The sequence below is a fragment of the uncultured Rhodococcus sp. genome (assembly GCF_963525155.1).
GTDB classification, from domain to species: Bacteria; Actinomycetota; Actinomycetes; order Mycobacteriales; family Mycobacteriaceae; genus Rhodococcus_F; species Rhodococcus_F qingshengii.
Map to the genome: position 1 here is coordinate 11,245 of NZ_CAURKP010000018.1, position 24,384 is coordinate 35,628.

A 24,384-nucleotide genomic window follows, 5' to 3' on the forward strand; every position below is an offset into this window, starting at 1 on the left:
GCAGGTCCCAGGCGGGACAACCCACGATCGCCGCAGCCGTGGCGGACACGAGAAGCATCAACTACCCCGGTCCCGTATCTCGAACGGTGGGCGAGACCGCCCGAAGGGCCTGGGGCTGTTGAGGCTTCGGCTTGTGAGGGCTATTCGACGGGTCGATATGTTTCGGTGTCGTCGTCGAATTCCCACCGGTCGCCGTCGATCTCGACGGCCGTGAAATCGTCAGAAGGATCTTCGGCGGTCGCGCGGCCGCCGTCGATCATCTCGAGAACCTGATCCATCGTCAGCGCAGTCACCTTCCCGGCTGCGCTATCGACCAACCCGAGGACCTGATCGATCAGCGGTGCGTCCGCGGCTTCGGGTCGAGGGTCGGTGTCGGCGGCGACGAATTCCGCGAAATCCGTGCCGATCTTGGGGTCGTTCGGCTGGTAGCCGCACTCTCCGCCACGGCATTCCTCGTTGAAGCCCATCTTGGGCAGCCGAGAGATCATCGGCCACAGCACATGGTTGTGCCAGGCTGCCATACCGCCGTGATACGGGTTCTTCTTCAGCTGCTGGTACACCTCACGGTGCGCCCACATCGCCGCCGTCAGCTCTTCGACCATTGGATCATGTTTGTACCAACACGATCGGATCTGCTGCCCACCGACGTTGTACCGCCGGCGCAGCCACTCGACCCACTGCCCGAGCTCGAGCCACAGCTCCGCAGCAGCCTCGCGATCCAGGTGGCGCCAATCAGCCGGGCCAGGTTGGTATACCGGAATACTCATCACACACCTCCTTGATGGAGCATGCGCACCGAAGCTGCGCACGGTTCGCACGAATCACGGTGCCGCACATCCCGTAATCCGTCGGACAGAGTGAAGATACCGTCGTTGTACGTTACTTCCGGATCCCGAACGAGGGCGCCGGCCGGGGAGACGACGATGATCGGCCGCTCGTACACCCCGCTGGCGCCGACGCCAATCCACAACGCAGAATCCCCGGGCGCCCAGTGGTCCGCGCACTCCCACGGCGAGGCCGCAGATTCGGAGCTCATAGTTCGGCCTTCGCGCAGAACGCGTCGAACGCCGACTGATTCGCCCGCACCCGCTTCGAGAGATCCGGAACATCCCACACCGACGGCAGCCGCACCTTCATCGGCCTGGCGTTGCGGTAGATCATCAACGCTTGATCTTCCGGCATTTCACGAATTTCGTTGAGTGCCATCACCGGAACGCTGCGCGGTGCCGAACGCGGGTCCAGGCTGATGTATTCGTCGCGGCTACCCATCAACCGTGAGAGCGCCGACAATTCGCCTTCGTCACCTAGGCCTGGCAAGTAGATCCGTGCCGGGGAATCGCTCGACAACCGTTGCCCGTCGATGCGGCCCCAACGCTTCTCGTTCTGCAAGGCGCTGTGCACGAACGCCCAGATCTGGATTCCGCGGCCGCCCGAGTCCGTGATCAGATCCGGCATATGCGGAATCGCCGCGACATTGTTCATTTCGTCGAGGACCATCCGCAACGGCGGATCAATCTTGTCGTCCTCGTTGCCCAGCCCGTGTGTCTTCGCGATGTGATAGAGCTCGGCCGAGAGCACAGTGGTGAACGCGGCCGCCGAAGCGCTGTGTCCTTCCGAGACCAGATACACAGTGTTCTTGCCCTCGGTCATCAGCGCATGCAGATCCGCGGACTCGCTACGGGGGACGTTGATCGCGCTCATCAACTTCGGAGACGCCAACGGTTCGAGCAACCGCGCGCACGCACTGACCACGTCATCGGAGGAATCGGACTGTGAGTCCAAGGCTTGCTCGAGTTCGGCGTGCCAGTCCGGAAGGTCCTGCTCGAGAACATCGCGGACCAGTTGGACGTTGCGCGAGGACGCCCAGATCCGCAGGTCGATCATGTTCTTGTTCTTGACGGCCGCGGAGTAGAGGTAGCCGCGCATGAGCATCGCGGCCTTGCCGTTCCAATAGCCGGAATTGCTGGTGTCGTCCATCGGCATGGCCTGGACCAGTGCTTCTGCACGCCGCTTGGCGACTTCCGGATCCTCGCACCCGTCGAGGATCGACCACCGCATCGGATTGGGGATCGCGGTCAGCCCCTCCGGGTCGAAGACCTCGACGTGCCCGACTTCCCGGCGCTGCGCCCACGTGGAGCGCAACAGATCGCCGCGGGTCGAGGTAGCGACGACCGGGCCGACGGCGTCGGTGACACCTTTCCAGCAGACACGCCACGTCTTACCTGCACCGGTCGGTCCGGTGCAGGTCAGCCCGTCGCGGTACTGGAGGAACACGCCCTCGCCTTTGTGGTCGTACAGCTCCGCGACTCGGGTGGTCTCGACAGCGGCATCGATGCGGCGCACCGGAACGTCTTTGAGTGAGAGGCGGGTCGCTTTCGCCTTCCGGACGGCCGCCTTTTCGCTGATACCGGTTCGGGCAAGTTCGGTGCGGTCAGCGAATCCGGACTCTCGCACCCGCCGAGCGGCGGCGCGTTTCATCTGCTGCCCGGAAACGAACAGCCCCATCCACAGGCACAACGCCGCAACGATCGCGATGGAAACCCACGTCAGTACCGGTCCGCCCGGCCGAGAACCTTCCGGCCACGCGAGTGCCGGGTCGCCCGGATTCCGGAACAGCCCTTCGAACACGTCGAGAACTCCGTACACACCGGTGGGGAGAGCGCCGCCATGACCGGACACGACACCCGAGATGTATCCGCCGGCAACGACGCTGGTGACGACCGAAACAACGAGACCGACAATAGGAAGCACGCCAGGCGGCGCCATCGGTTGCGTAGGACGCTGAGTTGTACTCACGACTTGTCTCCTTCGATCGGGTCGGGCATCACAAGCTCGGACCGCGAGAGTGTGGTGCGGGTGGATGCCATGCCGGATGGCCGGCCACGCGGTGACAGGGTCGTCCTACGGCCGCTGGACCTGCGCCGCATCATCAGAACCCACATCATGAGCGCGCAGGCCGCTACCGACCCGACGACCAGAATGGTGAAGGCGACGAGCGGCGGCACAGGAAGCGTCGTCAGGCGTTCCGGAGCGTCTGTCGGGATCATGCTGCCTCCCCCTTGATCACTTCGTCGGTGTTGGTCAGTTCGATTTCCAGATCGGAACGGACGTGCTGCATGAGAATCGGGTCGGCGCTGCCGTACTTGACCAGGCAATGTCCCTTCGCCAGGGACATGATGATTTCCGTCGACCCGGCCGGCAGGTGGTACATGCGAGCTGTTTCCTCCGCATCCTCGACACGGTCCTGCCCGTACAAGAAGACGATTCCGGCTTCTTTCATCAGCGCCCGCGCGGGAGAGTCGACGGGGAGGTCCGAGATGTGGTGGAACGCCGAAACGGTCGAAAGTCCGAGGCCGCGAGAGAGTTTCATGTTCTCCCGGAACACCTTTCCGGTCGAGCCGTCGGCGACGTGCCAGCCTTCCTCGATCAGCAGCAGCGTTTGCATGTGCTTGGCGGAGCGGGTTGCGAGAACGTTCGCGAGCCAGGTGTTGATCACGGTCATGATCACTCGCAACGCCGGTCCCTTGTTCGGGAGGGCCGAGACGTCGAAGTGCACGAACGAATGATCGAGTGCCTCGCGGACCTCCGGGGAGGTAGCGCCGTCGACGAGGCCCTTGAGGTCTCCTTCGCACAGTTCTTGCAGTGCGAGACCAGGATTGAGGCCCCAGCGGCGCGAGTCCTCGGCGTGCAGTGAGCCGAAGATGTTGCCGCTGCCGGGACTCGCTTCGAGCAGTTCCGCGGCGAGTTCGCGCAAGGTCGGTTCGCGGTTCTCCGCATCGGCTCGTTCGTTGACGGATTTGAGTGCTTGGCGCACAGCTGCTTTTTCCGTCTCGACGAGGGAACGACCCATCGTGTCTTCGATGACGGCACCGACCAGTGCTTCCTGGCCGGCCGGGGAAACGCCGTCCGTACGTTGGGTTCCGCTCGCGATAGCCGGGTCGAGCAGATTGATCCGGACACCGTCACCGCCGGCGAGGAATCGGATCGATCGGGCGCCCATCGCCTGCGCGATACCGGAATACTCGCCGCCCTTGTTGCCCTGACGCTTTTTGTCGATGACGACGCACTGCCGGTTGTTCGCCAGGGCGAGTTGACGGATGCAGAACGCGGTTTTGATCAGCGACGACTTCGCTTTGCCGATGTCACCGACGATAGCGACGTTGATGTTCTCGATTTCCGAGCCGTAGAGCGCGAACGGATCGGTGATCACCATCGACTGGTTGATCTTGTTCAGCCCGGTCATGAGTCCTTCGTGACGCACCGAGCGGCGCATCGTGGCCAGGTTCAGCGCTTCACCTTGCCGGGTGGTGGTCCACGCACCTTCCGCCCGCACCTCGTACCAGCCCCACCGGTCCAACCATCGGTTGCGTTTGGGGGCAGGCCGGCGGGTGGTGATCCGGTCGGAGGAGTGGACCGCCTGGGCGACTGCGGATTCCTCCGCGCTCTCGACCTGGACGTTCTTCTTCCCGAGGCTGGGTGCGAGGGTCCATCGGTTGGACTTCTTGTGGCCGCGACGGTGCGCCGTGGTCTGTTCTGTCTTCGTCATCGCCGGTTCAGCCCCTTGTCTTGATTCGAGTCCATTTGGTGGCCGCCAGTCCGCGGCCGAGCGGCAACGTCAAGAACGCGGCCACGTCGTGGCGGTTGTCCTGCCACACGATTTCTCCGATGCCGCAGTTGTCGGCGGCCTGCTCCACGCGTGTACCGGCGCGTAGTGCGTCGTCTTCGTTTCGGCCGGTGACCGAGACGGCCATCGAATAGATCAGGCCGTGGTGGCCGCTACCAGGCAGAAGATCCTGTCGGCGGCGAGCTGATTCGGTGATCGCCACGTCGGAGGCGCCGTCGGTGGTCTTTCCCTTGCGGCTCTCCTCGATGCGCTTGGCCTCGTCGCGGGTGACGTCCTTCTTCGCGGCTTCGCGGGACTGGGAGGCTTCCACGAAATCCATGCGCACCATCACCGTGCGGATGGTCGGGGCGGCGGCGATCTCGTCGTCTCCGACGTCGGGCTCGACTCCGGTCAGGAACGGACCAAGCCACAACGGGCCGAGTTCACGCGGTTCGATCGCCCGCGGGGGAATCACCCCGGCCCGTGTGTGCCACGCTCCCGCAACCTCGACCGACTCGTCGCGGCCGATGTAGGAGGGCCAGCAGTTGTTCCACCGCACACCCTTGTGCGCGTCGAGAGGGAAGGTGGGGTCTTGGAATGCGCGGATCACCGCGCAGGCTCGCTGTTCGCCGTAGACCTCCACCCGGCCCATACCGGCGCGTTCGAGGGAATGCTGCGCCTTCTCCGTTTCGTCGCGAATGACCTGAGCGATACCGCCGACCAGGGCAGCATCCTTGCGGCGCGCGATGCGCGCAGCTTCGGCGAGGAACGTCGGCGACTTCGGAATGATCAGTACGCAGTACGAGCGGTGTTCCTCGACATACGGGGCGTTGCGGTCGAGGAGCTGACCGTAGGAACGGATCGCTTCGTCGATGCGCCGCACGGATTCACCGGCGGCCGAGATCATGCGCATCATCCAGTTCTCGTGCGGCGCCATGTCGGCCGGGACACTGCGGTGCAGCAGCGCCACACCCCGAACGAACGAGGACCGTTTCGCGAACCCGGCGAGGATACGACCGAACGCAGCTGAGGTCACCGCCCACTCCGCATCACCGCGTAGACCTTCGGCCAAACCTTGCATCGCCACGATCACGGAGTAGTAGTTGTTGTCGCCCGGTGTGGTGTGCTCGAGGATGAACATGTCGTCGAGCCCGGTACCGGCCAGATCCACCGGCTTCGTCTGGTAGAGCGGGACAGGGAACTCCCACCCTGGATCGTGGTCGGGATCGCCGAAGTTTTCGTCCCTGGCGCTGACGTACACGTGCTCACCGCGCTTGCGGCGCTGACGGTTTCGAATCTGCTTGGCTTTGCTTGCCGCGTAGGACTCACGCTGCCCAAATTCGAACGTCGCACCGATGACGGCCAGGATCAGCGCCAAGTCGAACCCGAGAACCCAGATGTTCTGACCGATGACGAAGATCAGGACCAGCGCCAGGACGAGTGTCGCGCTCCAGGCGATCAAGACCGGTTCGGCGAAAGGCAAGTTTCCTTTGCGGGCGATCTGACGCCCCAGGATCGACGTGCGTTGTTCGCTCATCAGTGTTCTCCGTCCGCGTGTTCGGGAGCGTTCTGGGCCGAGGCCCCCGCCTTGTTCATCGCTGCACCGGCAGCAGCCACCGCGAACGGCGCCGCCACTGTCGCTGCACCTGCCGCTGCGCCGGCGGTTGTCTTCGCCGCGCTCATCAATTTCGATTCGGCGCTTCCCGCTTTGGCTCCGCCCTTGCCGGAGTCTTTGCCACCGATCCCGACGGAACCGGACGAGGTTTGCCCTCCGTGGCCCGATCGACTGGACGCGTGATCGGATGACGCCGACGATGCGTCCGGGGAGGAATTGTGACCGCCGAGATGATCGGACGGTCCGGTGCCGCGTCCGGGTGAAGTCGCGACATCGGCATTGCGGGACGCAGCTCCCCCGTCGCCGCCGCCGCCCGAGCCGCCTCCGGCTTGCTGCTGGTACATGCTCGCCGACGAGCCGATCATCTCGCCCGAGGCTGAGCCCGAGCTACCGAAGTCGGCGGAATCCGCAGCGGTCGGCAGGATCGGTGACCACTTGAGCAACGCGAACGGTGCCAGACCGATCATCACGAAACACACGGCGATCAGGGCGAGTTGGCCCAGTGATTCCAATTTGCCGTCGTCGGCGACCGATCCTTGCGCCGAGACGTTGATGACAACGAACACCGCGGCCAGCAGAACGAACAACATGGGCTTGGACAGCACGACACCGAGAAACATCATCACCGGCCGAAGCGCCTTCTTTCGCCAGGTGGGATGCACCCACATGCCGAATGCGATACCGCTGACCACTGCGAGAACGGGAAGCGCGGCCGCATGCATCAAGAAGCCGAAGAAGACCGAGAGCACACCGACAACCATCAACCCGAATCCGATGATGCCGGCCACGGCTCCACCGACCAAGGTTTCGTCGTTGAGAGCGCCCAGGGAGGTCGATACGTTGTTGATCACTTCGTCGGTGGTGGTGCCGATCGCGCCTACCAACGCGACCGAGATCTCGTGGGCGAGACTGATGACGAATTGGGCGATAGAGGGAGCGAAGAGCATCAGCATGATCCCAGCGGGCAAGTATCCGAAGAAGTCCTTGGCGAGTTCTTCGCCTGGGCGGCTTCCGTCGGCTGACTTGTAGAGCGCGAAGATCGTGGCGATAGCCAGCACTAGGAGCCCCAACCCCGTCGACATCGCGTACACCGTCAAGAACTGCGGCTCCAACGGATCGAATTCGCCGATTCCTGCCAAACCGGGCAGGACCGAATCGGTCATCGACATCGCCGAACTCTTGAACTTGTTCGCCCAGGAATCGATCACGTCCGACGGGTCTTTGACGAACGCGACCAGATCACCGAGCGGACCGGCAACGGTATCCCACGCGAAGGTGAAACTGTCGACGAAGATCTTGCCGCCCATATAGGCAGGCGTCGCCCTCATCATCCCTCCGAGGGTCTCGCCGAGGCGGTCACTGAAACTGGTGTTCTGATCGATCCAGTTCATGGTGCCGCCGAACATTTTCCCGACCCTGGTGTTCCATTCAGTGCACGCGAACAGGTCATCTGGTTTCTCGTTGGCGCGCTCGCAGTTGACGAACATCGCGTGCATGCACAGGACGCTGGGAACACCGTTGCCGGCGCAGGGAGAAGTCCACGCAGCGTCGGGGACCTTGTCGGCGTTCGGCTGCTTCTTCATCACCGCGAGCGAGGCAGCGTCCGGTGTCGGGCTCCACTCGAAACCCCAGGTGCTCGTCGTCTTCGTCGTCCACCGGGCCAGATCCTGCGCACACGTCGGAGACGGCGGGTACATGTCCGCGGCCTCGTCGAGGGGATACGTATCCGGATAGACACCCTTGAGGATCGACTCGTCCGTGATGCTCAAGGCGGCCTTCTGGTTCGCCTCCACGCCCATGTCAACTCCGGACATCTGAGTACCGGCACCGCCGGCGGCGACCAGAGCGTCGATCAGAGCCGGATTCTTCGACATCATCACCTGCGGCGCCCACATGGCGATCCGCTCGGATTCTTTTGCCGTCCAGTACATCAACCGGTTTTCGTTGTGCATGACCTGTGTCGAGTACTGGCCCATGTCGCCGCCTTTGTCCTTGCAGACGCCGGTGAACCACGAGGCGGATTTGAATTCGTCTGTGCCGGCGACGAACTTCTTCAGATCATCGGGAAATCCTTTGGGGAGTTCCTTGCCCGACTGAGTGGCATTCTGCACGCCAGGAGCCGGGTCGGTGTTGGGGACAGCAACTGGTTCCGCTGCCGCCGGCAACGCCAGTCCGAGCATCGCGAACAATGCCACGACCGCGGTCAGAATGATTTTGCGCCACATCAGTCGGCCCCCTTCTAGTTGACGTAGAACGTGTAGAAGCCGTTCGCGCCAGGCTTCGAGAGCGGTGAATCAGCCGCCGGGAACTGGGCATCATCTGCGGACGGGCCACTGACGAACTTCCAGTCCTGGGCTTTCCAGTCCCCGTTCTCCCACTTCACCGTGACGGTGGTAGTCGAGTAAACGGTGAGGATGCCGACCTTGTCGCTGCCCTCACTGACCGGACTTTGACCGACGCCCATGCCCCACACCGACACCGTGGCCGAGTCCTGAGTGAAGTCGGTGACGGTGACGATCAGCGGCACGTTGTTGACGGTTTTTCCCAGATCAGTTCGGCCGCTGGAGATATCGAGAACACTCTGCAAGGAAGGGCTGGGATCGGACGCTACAGCGACCTCCCGCAGCTTCGCGACGTCGATCCGGCCCTGGTACGTCTGACCATCGGCCTGAATGAAGTTCACCGCCGCGGTCTGCGCTCCCGCCTGATCGCGGGTGTATCCCGCCGGGACACCGTCGATGGTCGTCGTCGGACCGTGGGCTGCACGAATTGCATCGGCCCCGCTCCCCTTGTTGTCATCACCACCACCGGAGGTGAGGAGCGCGATCACCAACGCGAGGAACACCACTGCGACGACACCAGTGGCGATAACGCGCTTACGGTCAGAGAAGAACCCCGATCCGCCACCCGTGGATCCAGTCGCCGCGACCGGACGGTTGCCCGTACCTACCTGAGAAAAATCTTTGACCATGAGTTCTCTTCTTTCTCGTGAACAATGCTGAGATGGAACGGAATTCGTCTCAGCCTTGAGTGACGAACATGATGGCGCCGATGATGACGGTCAGAAGTGTCAGGCCGCCGAAGGCGGTGGCTGCGGTCTTGACCTCAGCGGCGTTGTCGGTCATCTCCGAGGCGTAGCCGCCGTTCTTCGCTGCTCGCATCTTGTACAGCGCGAAGATCAGTTTCACGCCGACACCGCCCATTGCGAGTGCCCAGATGGTGCCGAGCACGCGGACCCAGACGTTCTGGAACGCAGGTCCGAGGAACTCGAGGGTAGGGGTGACCCCTTCGAATGGGTTCTTCGACTTCGGCGCGTCCTGAGCTGCGGCAGGAGCGGCGGTCATGATTGCCAGGGCGATGGTGCCGGAGGTGATGGCTGCCGCTCGACGCAGCCGGCCGCCGCGGGTGGACGGGCTCACCGGTGTGTTCTGTTCGTTCATCGTGTTCCCTTTCGATGTGGTGTTCGGCTGTGGTGCAGTGGTTTTCAATCCAGGCGCCCGCGACTTCGCGGGTGGGGTGGAGTTACCGGGCGAGGACGGAGGGGGCGGGGGTTCGGCCGGGGTTCCGGCTCGTACTCCGCGTATCGGTCCTCGTACTGCGCGACCGGTTCGGGTCGGGCTGTACGTCGAATAACTTCCGGAGGACGTTGGATCTGCTCGGGGGTGTACGGGTCGGCGTACTCGGCAGCGCGGCCGTACACGCTGGCAGCGAGAGCATCCGCGATTTCGGCGGCGACATTGGTGTAAGCCTCGATCGTGGACGGAAGGAGCCGGTCGTAGACGATGCGCTCTCCAGTCGCGAACGACGGCTCGTAGGGAACCCGGATGACGTTCTCTTCCGGAAGGCCCAGTCGAGCCAGTCCCTCGACGAGTTCAGGTTCGAGGGTGGGATCGGAGCCGGGTGTCACGACAGTCAGCACGATCGCGGAGGACACCAGATGGCCGAAGCCGCGGGCGATGATCCCCTTGAACATCCGCAACGCCATCTTGGTCATGTCGAGGCGCAGTGGCAGGGGAACGACCAACAGGTTCGAGTGCTGCACGGCCCATTGCCAATTCGCGGCCACGGGTTCGTTGCCGGTGTCGATGAAGATCAGGTCCCGATGACGGCGGAGTACAGCCATGATCGCCGCGCACTCGTCCCAGCCGATGCCATGATCGCGTGAGGTCGAAGTGTCGGCTCCGAGGACTTCGTCGTGCGTGGGTTGAAGTCGCAAGAACCTGCCGAGCGCACCTGACACGGCTCCCGCCGAGGTGAGATCGCGGGCGTTCTCGAGAACATCCCAGGGGCCGACGTCGGGATCGGTGGGATTCGCCGCGCGGTCTCCGAGGGTCCCGGTGGACTGGTTGGCATCCCACGCGACAACGCCGTGGCGGTGCGAACCGAAGGTGTTGGCCAGGGTCAGGGTCGTCGAAGTCTTTCCGGCATCACCTTTGAGGCTGATCACGGAGACGACCATGCAACCGGGTAGCGGCTGCTGAACTCGGGTGACGGATTGGCGGAACCGCACCTCCGCCGAGTCAGGCTTCGGCGCCATCTTCATGCCGACCGCCGCGTTGACACGTCCGCGCCAGCCCCATGTTGCGGGGCTGTCGTCGACTTCGCTGGTCTCCCGCTCGAACCGGTAGTCGAATTCGGGTTCGTCGTTCTCTGCCAGTGCGTCCTGCCCGACCGCATACGGGTCGTCGTATCCTGCCGACTCGTCGACCAACTCGGTATCGCCGGATTCGGTGGCTGACTCGATCTGCGGGGCTGGTTCAGGAGTCTCGATCGGGGCGGTCTCGGCTTCGGGCCGAGATTGCCGGCGTAGACGCTGGCCGCGCAGGTCAACGGCCTTTTCGGTGGTGTACGTGTCCTGGTGCTCGTCGTAGGGGTCAGGAGCGCTCACGGGAGTTCCTTTCGGGGAGGGGGTGGTTCCGGGGACGTTCTTCTCGCTGGTCATAGCTTTTTGAGGTCGTCGACGGCCCACAGACCGCCGCGACTGACGACCAGGACGGCGACGATTGCGGTGTCGACGCCGACGATGGAGCCATCGGACGCAATCGCGGTCTGTTCGACCTGATACATCCGGTGCACCGCAGTCGAGGTGTCCACGGCGCCCTGGTTCGGTACAGAGCTGACCGTCGGCCAGACCTGCGCGTCCTTCGCGGCCCATTCGAGCCACTGACCGCCGGGGCTTCCGGTCGGGGTGGTTCCGGTGACGTCGCCGAGGAAGCGTTCGGTGAGCAGGTCGCCGGTGCGGGCGGCCGCGTCGTTGGGTCCGCGATCGTCAGCGGTGTTCCAGGTGAACCAAGTGGTGACCACGGCGTCGGCAACGGCAGCCGGATCGCTGCGGTCCACGATGGCGACCTGCTCGGGAGCGTGTTCCGGAACAGTGGCCGCGGGCCGTGTGGGCTCGACGGCGGATGTCTCGTTCGGGGACCACTGCTGCGCCCGTGCACCCGTCGTCGTGGTGGACGGGCCGGTTGCGGTGCCTTCCGTGCCCGAGGAGCACCCAGCCAGGGCAATAGCGACGGCAGATGCAGCGGCGACCGCGGCGAGGTGGCGTTTCACGACTCGTCCTCGATGAACAGATCCGACAACCGAATCGCCTGCCACGCCTGGTAACCAGGCTCTTCGCACCAGTCCACGGCCCGGTTGTTGTCGGTGATGTCGAGGTCGAGTGCAACACCGTGCTTGGCTGCCATACCGGCGAGGGAGTTCCCGTCGATCTCCGGATTGGAGATGTGCAGGAGCAACCGCACCGCGGGAACGTTCGCGTCCTCCCGTGCTTTGCCGGCGAGGAATACCGCCTTACCGGCTGCGGAGTCGTCTGCCGAGCGCTGGTTGCCTTCCTTGAAGACCGTGTCGTTCTTGTGGAACGTCCCGTACCAGGCCGCGTCGTCGACCGGTCCGAGTACAGCGAAGCTACCCCGCTCGTCACCTGCGGCGAACAGTTCCACCAACGGTGCGGTGGCGGCGGCCTCGGCGATCTCCTTCTTGCGTTTGGTCGCTTCCGCGTCGCGGAGTACGTCGTAGTCGAGATCGAGTTGTTTGACCAACTCGCGCTTGACCTTCGGCCACATGCTGCGCGAGAGCAGTTTGTTCTTCTTCGCCCACGCGCGGATCTCTGAGGAGTCGCTGGTGCGCAACTCGTCAGCGGCGGTACGTACTGCGTCGGCGGCCTGTTCCCATTCGGTGGCTGCGGATACCGTCATTTCTGGGATCTACCTTTCTTCGGGTGAAACTTCATTCCGGGGTGGTCATCGGGTTGCGATGTTCTGGTCTGGGTTGTTCTGTCAGGCAAAGCGTTTCGCTGCCAACCCGGAGGATGGTGGGGTCCAGTCGGAGATTTTGACGACATCGCCCGATTGCGGAGCTTCGACGACCTTGCCGCCGCCCATCCAGATGAAGATGTGGCCGCTGTGGGGTTGGATGATGTCGCCGGGTCGCAGGTCGGCAGGGTTGGTGATCGAGGTTCCGCGAGAGTCGCCTATCTGCATCTGATCCTGGTGAGGGAGAACCGTTCGGCCGCCTGTCGCTTGCGCGACTGCGTATTTCACCAATCCGGAGCAGTCGAACCCGACCTTGTTGAAGTCGCCGAAACTGTCTGCCACTCCCCCGTCACGGACGCCGCGCGTCGGTCCGTTCTCGTCGCCGCCGCCCCAGGCATACGGGGTGCCGAGCCACCGCAGAGCGGCATCGACGACGGCCGAGCCGGTGGACGGGCCACCCGGAATCGGACCCGCCGGGGCGGACGTATCGGTGAATTCCTCGATCGCGAACTTCTGAATGTTGGTGACGTAGCCGCGTGTTTCCTCGTTCTGGCAGACCTGGCCCTGCGACAAGGTGTTTCCGGGGCCGCAGTTGTACATGGACAACGTCAGCGGAATCAGCTCACCGTGCAGGCGGCCGTCAGCCATCGCCTTTTTCGTCAGCTCGAGCATCTTGCAGTCGTAGGACGCCATCGACATCGCAGCGTCGGCCGGTGAGCGCATGTCGAGCTTTCCGTCCCCGTCCCCGTCCACGCCTTCCTGTGCAGCAGTTGAGGGAAGGAACTGTGCCGGGCCGTCCGCGCCGGAGTCGTTGTTGTGGGCGTTGACGTTGAAGCCGCTTTCCTGCTTGAACTGCCCGGCCAGCAGCGGAGCGGTGATCTCGGGGCAGGTACCGGCGGCTTTGAGGATCCACGGTTCGAACTCCGCAGGCACGCTGCCCGGCTTGAGTCCCCCGCCGCCCAGGCTCGGTCCACCGCACCCGGCACCTGTCGGAAGTGGAGTGATAGCGGCAGCGTTGACGATCGCGGGAGACGGAACACCCGTGCCGGGTGCGGGAGCGGGCGCGGGTCCGGACGGCTCGGCAGCACCGGCGAGCCACGGTGCGGGATCGGTTGGCGTTCCGGCGCCGTCGGGAAGTCGGCCGCCTTCCCAGACCTCGAAATGCAGGTGCGGGCCGGAGGATTCGCCTTCATTCCCAACGGCTGCGATTTCCTGACCAGCGGTGACCTGATCACCGGTCTTGACCTTGATCGTCGAGGCCGCCATGTGCCCGTAGACGGTGGAAATCCGCTGCCCATTGACATCGGTGTCGATGATGACCCAGCTCCCGAACCCCCTCGCCGGGCCGGCTGCCGCGACGACACCGGAGGTAGCGGCATAGATCGGAGTACCGAGCGGGCCGGCGAAGTCGGTACCGCGGTGCATGGAACCACCGCGAGGACCGAAACCCGACGTCAGTTGGTAGGTACCGGCCTTGAGCGGCTGCGTTTTGGTTCCCGGAGCTGGTGCCACGGATCCGGTAGTTGCGGTTGTGGGCAGGCAATCGTTGGAAGGTTTGGGGTTGTTGTCGGTACCGAACATGACGAAACCGAGGATCAGGACCACTGCGACGATGACGCCGCCAGTGGCCTTGAGGCCGGTCTTCGTCGAGCTGGGTGAATCACCCATCGTCATGTCCTTGTCGTTGTGTCGTGCCGCGCCCGCCTGGGCAACGTGTGGGGACCTATCGCGGCCGCGAGGGCCGTGGTTCGAGGAGTGGGAAGGTGAACGTCAAAAGCTCTCGCCCAAGAGCGTTTTCGGCTCACCCGCCGCCGCGCGCTAGCCGCCGATCGCTTGTCGGTAGATGTCGACCATCGCGTCCAGAGCGGTTCGTTTTCCGTCGATCAACCACTGCCCGTAGGACTCGTGAACGCGGGAACCGAGGAAACTCGCGGCGGTGAATCCGGCATCGACGACCGAGGTCAGTGCTTGCGCATCCTGGGAGGTCACCGTCGCCAGGACCGAGTTACCGAGACCGACGAAGTCGGAGTTCTGCGCCTGCGCACCCATCAACGTGGTCATCGAATCAGCCGGCTCGTGGAGCTGATCGGCGGTCATCTTCTGCCCCGGTGTCAGGACGCCGAGCGCGACGTTCGCCAGGTCCACACCGATCGGGAGGAGCTGACCGAGGGCCAGGACGTTCCCGGTTTCGGCGACTTGCCACGCGACTTCCTGGAGCTGCCCGACGTCGCGGGCGAGGCGGATGATGTCGACGTTGCCCAGCAGGTTCGCCACCAGCGCCGCCGAGGCGGCTGTGCCGGACGGATCGGGGATCAGTGCCAAGATCCGTGACACCGATTTCAGATCGACCCCGGCCGCCATCTTCACCAAAGGCGAGAGTTGGTTGTTGAGCTCCCCCGCGACCCGGTGCGCTTCTTTGACGTTGCCGGCCAACAGATGGCTGGGAAGTATTTGCAGGTTGGCCGCGACGGCGTTGTAATCCACCGAGGTCACACCCGAGACGACGCCGAGGATCTGGTTGATGATCGTCACCGGTTGGATCGCGGAGAGGATCGACGTGGCGGTGGTGAGTTGATCGGTCGGTGTATCCGCCAGCGGTGCCACACCGTTCGACAAGCTCTGTGCGGGACCGGTCAGGCCCGCGTAGGTGCCGCCGGTACCGGTGCCACCGCCCGAGAGGATGCTGTTCGCCAAGCTCACCACCTGGTCAGCGGCACCCAGAACCTGCGGAACGTCGACCTTGTCGAGCACGTCGACGACCGAGTTCGTGGCGGCCTCAGGAGAATCAGCCGGAGCGTTGCGCAATCCGTCGCGAGCGGCCGGGTTGGCTGCCATCCATGTCTGTGTCTGTTGGACCGGCTTGAAGGTTCCGGCCAGCAGTTGCGCTTGCTGACGAACCGCGGCGACATCGACCGCCGCCGACGTCGAGGTGGGAGCGCCCGCGCTTTGCAGCTTGTCCACCGAGGTCGCCAACGCGGACGCTGCCCCCGGAGCAGCCGCGAGATCCGCGTAACCGTAGTTCGAGGTCACCGCGCCCAAGAACTCCGACGCGTTCGCGGTTCCGGTGCCTGCCGAGGTATTCGCAGTTCCGGCGGCCGCCGGAGTCGATGCCGGCTTCGATGCGGTTTCGGTCGGGGTGAGCGTGGTCTGACCAGTGACAGACGGAGTCGTTGTTGCCGAGACAGCAGTCGCGGTGGTCGGCGCGACTGTTCCGGGCGGGTTGGCAAGCACTCGTCCCAACGACGCCAGGAACGAATCCTTGCCGGTGTTGGTGTTGCAGTACTTGTCTTCCGGGTGGCAGATGTCGAAGACCCGACCCGACAAGGCGCCGTAGCCTTCCGCTGCCGGACCGGCGATGCCCTGTCCGTCGAGCTTGGGGCCGACGACCTGCGAACCAGCGGTGCCGAGCTTCGGATTGGCGAGCATGACCGCAGCGAGAACGGACGCAGCGGGAACGGGACCGCTGCCTGCCCCGATGTTGACGGCGACATCGTTGGCGACCTGTGCCCCCTGTGAATAGCCGCCGATGACGAACTTCGAGTTCGGGCACTGCTCCATCGCGGTCGCCATTGCCTGATCACCGGCGGTCTTCGATGCGGAGTAGGTCATGCCGGACTGCAAAAACGCTTCGGCCGGGTACGACGGATAGATGGCACGGAAGGTGTTAGGCCCGTACATCGTTTCGAGCTTCTCCCCCACCTGGCCCAACATTCCGGCAGGCTTCGACGGATCGGCGTCGGCGCGGGTCTCGGTCGTTCCGGGAGCGAAGACACCGATGTACTTGGTGCAGCCCGCCGCAGCGGACGGTGCGGCGTTGGCGAGGAGCGGTGCGGCCGCGAGGCCCGCGACCAGCGTCGAAATGATGGCGAACGCCGACGCGAAGCGGGCGGTGGAAGAGATGTTCATCAGTTTCCCTCTGCATCAGTGATGGACGTGATGAAATGCCGACCGTCGATCTCGGCGGTGGTGATGCGCTGAAAGAGCGAAGCGCCTTTACCCGAGGGGCGGGACTCGGTCAGCTCCATCGCGTACGTCCCGGCCGAAACGCCGGTCACCGTCATGCAGTAGGTCGTTCCTTCCGGCGTCGCATTGATCGCCGATTGCATATCTGCTGCGAATGGAGCTGCGCCGGGGGTGAGTAGCGCGATCGCTGCATCGGCAGAGCGCAGCGTGTAATACGCGTGCTCGAACGCTGCGATCACACCCTCGCCGCTGTTCTGATCACCGGCAGATACGGGACATCCGGCAGGTTCCGGAGAAGGTGTAGTCGACGGTGTTGCAGCAAAATTGACGATCTCGCTGATGTTCGACGGCTCGTCGTCGGTGACCCGGCCGATGACCGACGCAGCGCCCACGACGACCCCGACCAACAGCACCAGCACCGCGATCGCCAGTGCCGTCACGGCCGCGACCTGACGGCGAGGTGTCCGAGCATGCGGCATACGAGGGCGACTTGGGAGGCGGGCTGTGCGGGTACCAGTTCCGCCAGTTCCGCCAGTCGCGCTACGTACCGCCGGTTTGGTGGCAGATCCCTTCGAACCAAACATCGTTACAAACTCCTTCTTCGACCAGGCAATCCATGTCAGATGGCCGGGACGGGCGTGCCCGTCCCGGCCAATCCGGCTATGCCTGTGTGCCTGCTCCGATTGCATCGCTGATCAGCTGCGATGCCAGGCCAGGGCTGGCGTTGGTGAAGAAGTCCGTGAGGGCGGTGTCGACCTGTTCGATGATCTGCTCGCCTCCGGGCTGGGCCGCGACGAAGTCGCGGGCCTGCTGGTCGATCGCCGGTGCGGCGGCGACGGTGTCGCGGACGGTGGTGGCCACTGCCTGTCCGACGGGCCCGGAGTTCTCCCAGTCGGTAAGGGTGTTCTGCGTCTGGGTGGTCACGGCGGGCTGATCGATGTCGGGGATCTGGTCGCTGACGTCGACGGGTTCTCCCAATTCGCCTGCGCCGTAAGCGGTTGCGGCTGCAACGCCCGCGATTCCGCCACCCAAACCGCCGAGGGCTCCCAGAGGAGCGCCGAGCGCGAGAGCCCCGACTCCACATCCGGTCACCGTTCCCACGACCCCCGCGGGCACGGCTCCGATGGGGGTCACGATCGGGCTGAAAAGTCCGAGAGCGCTTGTACCGCCGACAGTTCCGCCGATTCCACACCCCACAAGACTGGCGGGACCGCCCACTGCGACGATTCCGGCAAGGGTTCCTGCTGCGCCGCCGCCGAGCTGGGCTGCGGCGATGCGACTTGCGCGATCGACCGGGATGCCGATCGACTTGTAGAACGTCGCCACCTGACTTTCGATGACGCCGGAGGTGTTGTTGGTGCGGGCGAGATCCTGATCGCTCATCCAGGTCTTCTGCTCGAAGACGAAGTCCCCGATGCGGCCCTTGGCTTTCGGGGCGATGATCGGCGCGACGATCTCGACTGGTCCAGGCAAGTGAATGTTGCTGTAGTCCACCGGGGCGACGCTGTAGTCGGCCGGTGCGTCGTAGGTGCCGGAATCGTAGTCCCAGTTCGGCAAAGGCTGCTGCGGAATGTTCTGGTATTCGGCGGGCGGCGGCACCCAGTAGACCGGCTCAGGTGCAGGCTCAGACGGGGTGGGCTCAGGTTCTACCGAGGGCGCTGGCGTCGGCGAGGGTGACGGGGCAGTCACTCCGGGCTGCCCCGGAGCAGGCCCTGTCACCCCTGGCTGCGGAGCTGCCACCGCTATTCCCGCCGTCGCGAAAGTGGCCACCACCAGAGCTGTGAGGGTGCCGGCGGCGATGACAGGCGCGGACGGTGCGCGGTGGCGACCGGTAGTCCGAGACTTGTGGTGCTTCATTGTGTGGAACCTTCCAATTGGGTTGTAAATACGGGGAATTGATGCGGACTGAGGTGGCGCTTACGCGGCCACTGTTTCCGATGCGTTGGCATCAGAAAGCGGGGAGGGGTCCTGCGCCGAGGGCAGCGAGGACCGATGGTGAGGAACAAGTGAATGGCCAACGGGGCAGACTCGGGCGCCGGGAATACGAACCGAAATGCATGTGTGGCCCAGGCTCCTGCCGGCACACAGCGAACCCGCTCGGCCTCGAACTTGGAGTTCACCCCACTCTTTCGTTCTCACAGCTCCCCCGATTCGTTGGATGTGTCCGGCCCAGGTGACGGCCCGAGCCGGACACAAGATCAACCTATGAGGGTCAGTCTATAACAGTCAGTTTAAAACGGCTAGACAGTAGGGGTAATCCCACGATGGCTAATCTTCACGCCTAGGTGAATCGCACCGAACACGAGTGGACGGGGGATGAGTGGGCAGGAGATCCGTTCGCGGCTTTCAACCCAACGTGCTCCGTGATCGACGGTTGGAGCGAGGATTCACTCAAGCCGAACTTGCGCGCATTCTCGGTTTGACGCCCGGCGCAGTCAAAGCATGGGAAGCGGGTAGAGGCACGCCCAAAATCGAGACGCTCGTTAAATTGGTCGACCCTAGCGTGCTCGATATCGATATTTCCGCTTTGGTTTCCGTACCCAAAGGAGAGACCTTCCTTGGCGACCTTCGCACCCTGCGGCTGATCACACAGTCTCAACTTGCCGAGCGGATCGGTCTTTCCCAAACCATGATGGGTGCCCTCGAGCGCGGTGAGATCAACCTCAGCGAGGATGTCGCGGAGATGCTCGCCGCTGAACTCGACTACTCCCTGAGCGATATTCGTTCCGCATTCAACCGCGCGAGAAGCAGACCTCCGCACACCCCTGTGTGAAGAGTGCGCGGATCGCATTCTCGATGCACCGCACGAATCGCACGCCGCGATAGGCGCGTCTTCTACCGTCATGCGGCGAACTTTTCCCGATTTTCCACACCACGGTTCGATTCCGCACCAAGCAACACGCTAAGTTTGCAGGTCCGGGCACTTCGGACAAATATTCCGCACGCGGAACTTTGCTGGGTGCGGAATTGGGGAAACGGCAGGAAAACAGTGGCGCGAGGATTCAAGTGACGGACCGGAACCAGTTCGCAGGAAGACTGAGTGCACTCTGGGCGGCCGCGAATAATCCGACGCTCAAGGCAGTAGCAGCGAGGGCGAAAGAACGTAGCTCCGAGGGGCCGAGCTACCAGCGCATCAGCGATTGGCGGCGCGGAGCCCGTGTCCCTGAAAAGTTCGAATCGCTCGAGCCTGTCCTCTGGGTACTTATATCGGCGGCGAGGGCGAAATCGATACAGCCTTCCGAGCATGGTCTGTATGACATGGCGGTGTGGAGGGAATGGTGGGCAGAGGCGCAGACCGGTAGCAGGCAAGGCCCGGACGCGTCGAAAACAGCGCCAATTGCCTGCCCATATCTCGGCCTAGCCTCGTACACAATCACAGATCGTGACCGTTTCTTCGGACGCGAACGCAGCATCGACGAAGCTGTCTCCACCCTCCAAGGCGCCACTACCCCCGGGTTGTTCGTCCTATATGCAGCCTCCGGGACTGGTAAATCTTCGCTTCTTCACGCCGGCATCGCGGGGCGTGCAGCTACTCACGGGTTGACATGGGGATCCACGGAACCGTGGAGCATTGAGACCGTAGACCCCGGCCCGGACCCCTTCGGCGCGCTTACCCGCATTTTCCCAGGCATACGCGAAGCCGAGTCGAGCGACGACTACCGGGAGTTGCTCGATGACTACTTCGCTGATTCCGAGACCGATGCCCTACTACTCATCGTCGATCAGTTTGAACAGGTACTCACAGCGGGTGCGAATGACGCGACCCGCGACGAGTTCATAGATCGACTCGACCGTCTCTCTCGCGTGGTCAGCTCAACGAGCACCATACGAGTTGTAATCGGCGTACGAGCGGACTTCGTGCCCGAATGCTTGCAACACGCTCCCCTTGCCGACGCTCTACAACACAGGCAGATCGTGCTCGCGCCTATGAGCTCCGAAGAGCTGGCAGAGGCGATCAAACTGCCGGCAGCAGCCGCGAACGCTGACCTCGAACCAGGCTTGTCCGAACGAATCATCAGTGATCTCGACGCCACACGAGTAGGGCACAATCAGAGCGTTCTTCCCCTGATGTCCCACGTGCTTGAAAGCATGTGGTTGCACCGTGACCCAGCCGGAAACCTCACGCTTCGAGCGTATGAAGCGGCCGGAGGAATCGAAGGTTCTGTCAATCGAGCCGCTGAAAACGCCTGGAAGGTGCTGGACGACGACGATCGTGCAGTGGCGCCGGCCTTGCTGTTGAGGTTGGTTCAGATCGGCGATGGCGCGCGCGATACGAGAAGGGCTGTCCCCCGGGCAGAGCTGCTACGTGTGGGCGGTGCGGATGCCCGCAATGGCCGAGTCATCGAAGCGCTCACCTCCGCTCGACTACTGACAGTCGATGACGACGGTCTCGTGGCTTTCGCTCATGAGGTGGTCATCGACTCCTGGATCCGCCTGCACAACATGATCAGCGCCAACAGGGCGAGCAACATGCTTCGGCAGACGTTTGAACGCGACGCGGCCGAATGGGACCGTCGAGGTAGACAGTCCGCCGACCTGTGGGCAGACGACAGGTTGCACGATGTCATCGCGCAACTCGACGATCACCCACTGACAACGATGGCGTACAGCTTTCGGCGGGATGCAATAAGACAGCAAGAACGACGGAAGCTCCAAAAACGGGGAGCCGTGTCCGCGATCGCTGCCTTTGTCGCGGTCTTGATGGTTGTGTCCGTCTTTGCGTTCCGAGCGAGTGCGCGCTCAGAGGTCCTTGCATCGAGTGCACAATTCCGAGAAGTGTTATCGACAGCGGACCGACTGCAACAGTCCAATCCGTCTCTGTCGGCGCAGCTTGTTCTTGCAGCTCGCGATATGCAGCCTGCCGAGACTGCCACGACATCCCGAGTCCTGGCCACACAAGATGCACCGATGGCGACGCCGGCCACCGGGCATGAAAATGCGATCTACACCGCCGCATACAGGCCTGACGGCAAAGTTCTCGCGACGGCGAGTGGAGACCATACAACGCGACTATGGGATGTCAGCAATCCGCAGGCCCCGACACCGATCGGATCGCCGCTGGAAGGGCACACGAGCTTCGTCACCTCAGCCGCCTGGTCCCCTGACGGCGGGATGCTCGCCACCGCGAGCGGCGACGGCACAGTGCGACTCTGGGACGTACGCAATCCGCTGTCGCCCGAGGCGATCGGCAGCCCTCTGCAATCCGCCGGCGGCACCGTGTACGTGGTGTCGTTCAGCCCAGACGGACGCACCCTCGCCGCACCGAACGACGACGGAACCACAGGGCTGTGGGACGTAAGCAACCCAGAAGCGGCGTCTCTCCGCACTCCCCCACTTGCCGGGCCAGCAGGCCCGGTTAGAACAAGCGCGTTCAGTCCGGACGGGAACCTGCTCGCGGTCGGCAGCGACGACAAAACAGTGTGGCTGTGGAACGTCAGCGACCCGTCCAACCCCGTAATCGCAACAGCCCCGCTCACAGGATTTGCCCGAGCGGCGCACTCGGTGGCATTCAGTCCAAACGGCCAACTTCTCGCCGCCGGCAGCGACGATCGCACTGCCCGAGTCTGGAACATCGGAAACCCCGCGCAGCCGTCCTTGGAAGGGCCGCCTCTCACTGGTCACACCGGTGCGCTGTGGTCCATCGCGTTCGGGCCGGACAGTCAAACGCTCGCAACCGCAAGCTGGGACGGCACCGCCCGACTGTGGAACCTCCGAGACCCTTCCCGCCCGCGCTCCCTAGGACAGCCCCTTGCCGGCAGTAACGGGGGCATGATCACAGTCGCCTTCGCTCCCGACGGCGCAACTATGGCAACAGGAAGCCAGGACGGCGTCCTCAGGATGTGGAACCGCCCTACATCCGTCATCGACGCCCACACCGACCGTGTCATGACCCCCAGATTCAGCTCGGACGGATCTCACATGGCCACGGGCTCTGTCGACGGCACCCTTCAAGTGTGGGACACCTCTGATCCCGATCACCCGATCGCGCGAGGACGAGTCGTAGTGCCCAACGGCCAAATCGACAACCTGCAAATGTCACCGGATGGCCGAACCGTGCTGACAACGGGCGGAAACGATCGGGCAGTACGGCTCTGGGATGCCTCAGACTCCGACACGATCCGCCCTCTCGGCCGCCTCGAACTCGAGACCAGATACGCGTATCTGATGTCGATCACTCCAGATGGCCGCACCTTGGTCACCGGTAGCAGCGACAACTCGCTCCAGTTCTGGGACATCACCGACATCTCTGCGCCCACCCCATTGGGGCAGCCGCTGCCGGTCCCCGGCGACCTGCTCACCAACGCGGCCTTCTCACCGGACGGCCGAACGCTCGCGATTGCGGCGTCGGGTACCAACGACATCACGCTCCTCGACAGCTCAGATCCGAGCCGTCCCAAGATGCTTCAACCACTGACCGGGCACACGAAGCAGGCCGAATCCGTTGTCTTCTCGCCGGACGGGAAAACCCTGGCCAGCGCTGGTGACGATCAGACGATTCGGTTCTGGGACGTAGCGAAACCAAGCGAGGCGCAAGGGATCGGCGACCCCCTGATCGGCCAATCAAGCACGATCCGGTCCGTCGCTTTCGCAACCGATGGGCGGACTCTGGCTTCGGGCAGTGACGAGGGAACCGTCCAGCTCTGGGACACCACAAACATCGCAGCTCCCATCAAACTCGGCGGTTCCATCGCATCCATCGGAGCCACCCGCTGGTACATCGCATTCAGCCCCACTTCCAATCACCTCGCGGCAGGTGGAGAGGGCGGAGCTGTCCGGCTATGGAATCTCACCCAGCGCGCGGCGGAAACCCGAGTGTGCAAGAACACGAACAATGTTCTTACCGACGCGACGTGGGACCAACTATTCCCTGAACTCCCCTACCGAACCACCTGCTAACTCATCCTTGGAAAGGGCACCGTGCGCTCACCGACTGCACTCCAGACCGCAAAGCCAATGCAGTTCGTCGCAGACGATCACGCACTCGACGTCGATGGTTCCAGCCTCCGCACCACCACAGACCCTGACATCGCGGCGAAGGCAATAGCCGCCGAAACCCTCGATCGAATACGAGTGGTGCTCGACAGCTACCCCGCAGATCCGATCGTGTTGCTTTCCGGTGGCGTTGATTCGATCCTCGTCGCAGCGACCGCAGTCGCCCTCGGCACCACACCGCGAGCGATCACGATCGTCGTCGACGGGGAAACCGTCGATCGAGCACCCGCGATAGCCGCTGCCGAAGCACTCGGACTGCGGCATGAAGTTGTTGTCCTGAGCTCATCAGACGTCGTCAGCCTCGCTAAATCGGCAGTCGTCGCTCTAGGAGTCAACGAACTGTGGGAGGTCGCAGCCGCTATCCCGATCCTCGCTGCCTCAGAATTGATCCGCCGATTCAGCGCAGCGTCCCCGGCGCCGGCAGCTGTTCTCACCGGCAGCGGTGCAGATGCAATTTTTGCAGGAGGCCGGGTGATCGAGCACCCGATCGAATCCGCCGCAGCGAACCAGGCTTTAGACGAAGTAGTTCGCACCGAGACGGGAACGAACTTCGTTCGCGATCGATTGGTCCCGGATTTCTACGAACGACTGCTAGGCGACGACGCCCAAGCACTCATCCATGTATTCCAGACAGAACGGTTCTGGCAACTCGCTGAACAACTAGCGCCACCCGCTCTCTTCGGCTACGTCACTGGCGCAGCGCACGACAAACTCGCAGTCCGGCTGGCATGTGAGCGCCTGCTTCCGGAAACTGCGCAGCACCTGGCCTGGACACGTAAATCCCCTATTCAACGGTCCAGTGGCCTTTTCGATGCGCTCGCTGATGCAGCGCGTGCCCGTGCCGCGCAGCTTCCAGGAGCAACGACCTACAGCAATCCGCTCACGGAACCGATGGAGTCCGTCGCAGTCAGGCTTTTTCTAGCCGATTTACACTGACCCATATAGAGCGAACGAAT

The 24,384-nt window shown here is 63.5% G+C and carries 19 protein-coding genes; 3 read left to right on the forward strand and 16 right to left on the reverse strand.

The features are described 5' to 3' along the window. Positions 1 to 140 precede the first annotated feature (140 nt). The 16 genes from RWT78_RS06595 to RWT78_RS06670 form a co-directional block, all read right to left on the reverse strand. Positions 141 to 767 (reverse strand): hypothetical protein, encoded by a 627-nt coding sequence (locus RWT78_RS06595; RefSeq protein WP_064074507.1) that lies wholly within the window; start codon positions 765 to 767, stop codon positions 141 to 143. After that, positions 767 to 1,036: a hypothetical protein gene (locus RWT78_RS06600; protein WP_064074506.1), complete on the reverse strand. Its 270-nt coding sequence runs from the start codon at positions 1,034 to 1,036 to the stop codon at positions 767 to 769. Before RWT78_RS06600 ends, RWT78_RS06595 begins: the two co-directional genes overlap by 1 nt. Continuing rightward, positions 1,033 to 2,796 (reverse strand): TraM recognition domain-containing protein, encoded by a 1,764-nt coding sequence (locus RWT78_RS06605; RefSeq protein ID WP_314674812.1) that lies wholly within the window; start codon positions 2,794 to 2,796, stop codon positions 1,033 to 1,035. The genes RWT78_RS06600 and RWT78_RS06605 overlap by 4 nt, the downstream gene beginning before the upstream one ends. After that, positions 2,793 to 3,047, reverse strand: coding sequence for a hypothetical protein (locus RWT78_RS06610; protein ID WP_314674813.1), 255 nt, complete (start codon positions 3,045 to 3,047; stop codon positions 2,793 to 2,795). The genes RWT78_RS06605 and RWT78_RS06610 overlap by 4 nt, the downstream gene beginning before the upstream one ends. Further along, positions 3,044 to 4,546, reverse strand: coding sequence for a hypothetical protein (locus tag RWT78_RS06615; protein ID WP_064074504.1), 1,503 nt, complete (start codon positions 4,544 to 4,546; stop codon positions 3,044 to 3,046). The genes RWT78_RS06610 and RWT78_RS06615 overlap by 4 nt, the downstream gene beginning before the upstream one ends. Before the next feature lie 7 nt (positions 4,547 to 4,553). Further along, the gene (locus RWT78_RS06620) at positions 4,554 to 6,140 is read right to left on the reverse strand and encodes a hypothetical protein (protein ID WP_050655176.1); all 1,587 of its coding nucleotides are present in this window, start codon (positions 6,138 to 6,140) and stop codon (positions 4,554 to 4,556) included. Continuing rightward, complete coding sequence (locus tag RWT78_RS06625; RefSeq protein WP_314674816.1) at positions 6,140 to 8,443, reverse strand: hypothetical protein; 2,304 nt, start codon at positions 8,441 to 8,443, stop codon at positions 6,140 to 6,142. The genes RWT78_RS06620 and RWT78_RS06625 overlap by 1 nt, the downstream gene beginning before the upstream one ends. Positions 8,444 to 8,457: 14 nt before the next feature. Beyond that, positions 8,458 to 9,189: a hypothetical protein gene (locus RWT78_RS06630; RefSeq protein WP_050655178.1), complete on the reverse strand. Its 732-nt coding sequence runs from the start codon at positions 9,187 to 9,189 to the stop codon at positions 8,458 to 8,460. 49 nt (positions 9,190 to 9,238) lie between these two features. Further along, the gene (locus tag RWT78_RS06635) at positions 9,239 to 9,658 is read right to left on the reverse strand and encodes a hypothetical protein (protein WP_050655179.1); all 420 of its coding nucleotides are present in this window, start codon (positions 9,656 to 9,658) and stop codon (positions 9,239 to 9,241) included. A gap of 44 nt (positions 9,659 to 9,702) precedes the next feature. Continuing rightward, on the reverse strand, positions 9,703 to 11,106 hold the full coding sequence (locus tag RWT78_RS06640; RefSeq protein ID WP_088295439.1) for a hypothetical protein: 1,404 nt from the start codon (positions 11,104 to 11,106) through the stop codon (positions 9,703 to 9,705). 50 nt (positions 11,107 to 11,156) lie between these two features. Then, on the reverse strand, positions 11,157 to 11,771 hold the full coding sequence (locus RWT78_RS06645; protein WP_083059687.1) for a hypothetical protein: 615 nt from the start codon (positions 11,769 to 11,771) through the stop codon (positions 11,157 to 11,159). Beyond that, positions 11,768 to 12,415: a hypothetical protein gene (locus RWT78_RS06650; RefSeq protein ID WP_050655181.1), complete on the reverse strand. Its 648-nt coding sequence runs from the start codon at positions 12,413 to 12,415 to the stop codon at positions 11,768 to 11,770. The genes RWT78_RS06645 and RWT78_RS06650 overlap by 4 nt, the downstream gene beginning before the upstream one ends. Positions 12,416 to 12,496: 81 nt before the next feature. After that, positions 12,497 to 14,140, reverse strand: coding sequence for a peptidoglycan DD-metalloendopeptidase family protein (locus tag RWT78_RS06655; protein ID WP_314674824.1), 1,644 nt, complete (start codon positions 14,138 to 14,140; stop codon positions 12,497 to 12,499). Between the two features lie 150 nt (positions 14,141 to 14,290). Continuing rightward, a complete protein-coding gene (locus RWT78_RS06660; RefSeq protein WP_314674825.1) occupies positions 14,291 to 16,378 on the reverse strand; it encodes a cutinase family protein in 2,088 nt (695 codons plus the stop codon). Next, the gene (locus tag RWT78_RS06665) at positions 16,378 to 16,875 is read right to left on the reverse strand and encodes a hypothetical protein (protein WP_314674827.1); all 498 of its coding nucleotides are present in this window, start codon (positions 16,873 to 16,875) and stop codon (positions 16,378 to 16,380) included. The genes RWT78_RS06660 and RWT78_RS06665 overlap by 1 nt, the downstream gene beginning before the upstream one ends. Positions 16,876 to 17,095: 220 nt before the next feature. Continuing rightward, entirely contained in the window at positions 17,096 to 18,292 is a 1,197-nt protein-coding gene (locus RWT78_RS06670) for an insoluble domain protein (RefSeq protein ID WP_083059692.1), read from the reverse strand. Between the two features lie 499 nt (positions 18,293 to 18,791). Here RWT78_RS06670 and RWT78_RS06675 point away from each other — a divergent pair, with 499 nt between their 5' ends. The 3 genes from RWT78_RS06675 (at position 18,792) to RWT78_RS06685 (ending at position 24,364) form a co-directional block, all read left to right on the forward strand. Beyond that, positions 18,792 to 19,208, forward strand: coding sequence for a helix-turn-helix transcriptional regulator (locus tag RWT78_RS06675; protein ID WP_257216792.1), 417 nt, complete (start codon positions 18,792 to 18,794; stop codon positions 19,206 to 19,208). 485 nt (positions 19,209 to 19,693) lie between these two features. Beyond that, on the forward strand, positions 19,694 to 23,332 hold the full coding sequence (locus RWT78_RS06680; protein ID WP_399551421.1) for a hypothetical protein: 3,639 nt from the start codon (positions 19,694 to 19,696) through the stop codon (positions 23,330 to 23,332). A 57-nt stretch (positions 23,333 to 23,389) separates the two neighbouring features. Beyond that, positions 23,390 to 24,364, forward strand: coding sequence for an asparagine synthase-related protein (locus RWT78_RS06685; protein WP_063316331.1), 975 nt, complete (start codon positions 23,390 to 23,392; stop codon positions 24,362 to 24,364). Positions 24,365 to 24,384: the final 20 nt, after the last annotated feature.